3 protein-coding genes are annotated in these 2911 nt (G+C 72.3%); all 3 read right to left on the minus strand.

What is annotated here, in order from left to right; genetic code table 11:
* On the minus strand, positions 1–736 hold a 736-nt coding region (locus tag E1218_RS35250), incomplete at its 3' end, for a hypothetical protein (RefSeq protein WP_132327368.1).
* Positions 737–788: 52 nt separating this feature from the next.
* Positions 789–2474, minus strand: a complete 1686-nt coding sequence (locus E1218_RS35255) for a Mur ligase family protein (protein ID WP_233712688.1) — start codon at positions 2472–2474, stop codon at positions 789–791.
* Between the two features lie 3 nt (positions 2475–2477).
* Positions 2478–2911, minus strand: a 434-nt coding sequence (locus E1218_RS35260; RefSeq protein WP_132327369.1) for an SDR family oxidoreductase, incomplete at its 5' end; no start/stop codon positions are given.

Here is a 2911-nt window from a genome sequence, read left to right on the forward strand (position 1 = left end):
GGGGCGGCGGCGGGAGCGCGCGCAACTTCAGTGCCACCATCGGGATCGCGAGCAGCACGGCCAGCACCAGCCACGGCCAGTACTCCCGCAGCATCGGCCCGAAGGTCCGGAAGAACGCCTCCGTCGCCGCGTCCGCGGTCACGTCGGTCGACTGCCCGGCGGGCGCGCGGCTGATCGTCCGGACCCCGGCGACGACCCCGAACGACGCCAGGTAGACGGCAGTCAACGGCAGCCAGGAGTACGCCGACCGCCAGCCACGGCGCCAGCAGGCGACGTACAGCAGGATCGCGAGTCCGGCGGCCACCAGCAGGCCGTTCAGTTGCCACAACCACCGCCAGTCCGCCAACTGGTTGGCCGGACGGAGTGCCAGCCAGGCGACCGGGATCGCGAGCGCGAACGCGGCGACCACCGAGCTTCTGGTGCCCAGGGCACCGAAGAGCCCGCCGACGGCGCTTGCCACCAGCAACGTGACCGGGAACGCCTCGTCGGCGAACGAGTTCCCGGTCAGCCACCACATGCCGGCGGCAACGAGCGCGACCAGCGGCAGCGTGTACCGGATCCGCCCGACGAACAGCCCGGCCGCCACGCCGCCGGCCAACCCGCCGAGCACGAGCAGGTCCAGCCGGGCCGGCACGAACAGCGTCGTACCGTCCGGCAGGCCTTTCAGGTAGGTCGCGGCGAATCCCGCCACGAACCACGCGACGACCGCGGACGGCACCGACCACAGGTAGCGCATTTCTTCACCCCGTTCCCGCCCCGGCCGCGGGGACCACCGCGGGGCCGTGGGGCTAGTGCTGGGCTCTCTCGACCTTGGCCTTCAAGATCTCCGGTGTGTCGACGGTAGCCCCCTCGGCCCGCAACCAGGCGTCAAGACTCGCCCGATCCTGCAGAGACATCACCGCGACCACGTCCCCGGCCTTCGCCTCGGCGACCAGCGCCTGCGCCGCCTCCAGCTCGGTCGGGTACGCCGGTACGTCGTCCACACCCACCGACGCGGCGCCCGCGCGGAAGACCTCCTCGAGCTCCGACGGCGGCCGGCCCCGCAGGTACTCGCTCTTGTGCCCGATCATCACCCGGTCGGCGCCGCGGGCACCGATCGCACCGAGCGCGGAGACCATGTCGTCGGCCCGGTCGCCCGGCGACCCCAGGGCCAGCAGCAACCGTCCACCCGGCTCCCGGACGCCGTTCATGATCTCGAGCAGTGCCTGCAGGCCGGCCTCGTTGTGCGCGAGGTCGATCACCACGGTGAAGTCGCGGACCGAGTACAAGTTCATCCGGCCCGGGTTGTTCTCGTTCGGCGCGAACGAGCTCAGGCCCTCGATCACCGCGGCCCGCGGCAGCCCGAGCCCGAGCGCCGCCGACGCCGCGGCCAGCGCGTTCTCCACGTTGTAGTGGGACAGCCCGGACAGCGTCATCGGTACGTCGACGACCTTGAGCAACGGCTCCGGGTCGGCGGCCTGGTCGAGGACGGTGACGAACCCGTCGAGCACGGTGGTCGCCCGGCCGCCCTCGTCCAGCACGGCCCGGATCGACGGCGAGTCGGGATCGCGGGAGAACACCCAGCACTTGGCCGGCGAACCGAGGCGCATCGCGAGCGTCCGCGGGTCGTCGCCGTTCACCACGCACCAGCCGCGCGGCCGGGTGATGCGGGTGATGACCGCCTTCACCTCGGCCAACTGGTCGACGGTGTCGATCCCGCCCAGACCGAGGTGGTCGGCGGTCACGTTGGTGACCACCGAGACGTCGTTGTGGACGACGCCGACACCGCGCCGGAGGATGCCGCCGCGGGCGGTCTCGGTGACCGCGAGCTGGATCCCGGGCTGCGACAGCACCTGGCCGGCTCCGCTCGGGCCGGAGTAGTCGCCGTACTTGACCAGTTCGCCGTCGAAGTACACGCCGTCGGTGCTCGACCAGCCGACGTGCAGCCCGGCCGCGCGGCCGATGTGCGCGATCATCCGCGAGGTCGTGGTCTTGCCGTTCGTCCCGGTCACCGCGACCACCGGCACCTTCGGCCGCAGGGTCGGCGGCGGGTTCCCCGGAGGCTCGCTCCGGACCCGGTCCCCGGCCTCGGCGATCAGGTCGGTCAGGTCGTCGGCACCGAACGCGTCCAGCACCTCGACGATCGCCGCCCCGAGCGCCCGCGCGCGGCCCTCGTGCGCCCACGGGAACGCCACCACCAGGCGCCGTACGTCGGACTCCGGCCGGACCCGGACGCCGATCCGGCCGATCCCGGCCTCGCGCGCGATCCGCCGGACGACGTGACCCGCGACCCGGATCGCGAACCGCTGCCGGAAACCGGAGCCGATCCGGCCGGGCCGGGTGGCGCCGAGGCCGATGGCCTGGGCGTACGCCTTCGCGGCCGGGGCCGGGGCGTCGACGAGCGCGGTCATGTCGAGCGTCAGCTTGACGGCGGCACGACTGAAGTAGAGGTTGGCTCCGTCCAGGATTCGGAGCTCAACCAGAGATGTGGCCAACCCCTACGCTCCCATCGCGTGGTAGCCGCCGTCGACGTGCACGATCTCGCCGGTGGTCGCGGGGAAGAAGTCGCTCAGCAGTCCGACGATGGTGCGGCCGGTGGGCTCGAGGTCGGACGGGTCCCAGCCCAGCGGGGCTCGGTCCAGCCACGGCTCCTCGAACTTCTCGAAGCCCGGGATCGCCTTCGCCGCGAGCGTCTTCAGCGGGCCGGCCGAGACCAGGTTGCAACGGATCCCCTGCGCACCGAGGTCACGGGCCAGGTACCGGCTCGTCGACTCGAGAGCGGCCTTGGCCACGCCCATCCAGTCGTAGCCGGGCCAGGCGACGGTGGCGTCGAAGGTCAGTCCGACGACACTGCCGCCGCGGCTCATCAGCGGTGCGCAGGTGACCGCGAGCGCCTTCAGCGAGTACGCCGAGACGTGCACGGCCTGGGATC

The sequence above is a fragment of the Kribbella turkmenica genome, assembly GCF_004348725.1.
Lineage (GTDB): Bacteria > Actinomycetota > Actinomycetes > Propionibacteriales > Kribbellaceae > Kribbella > Kribbella turkmenica.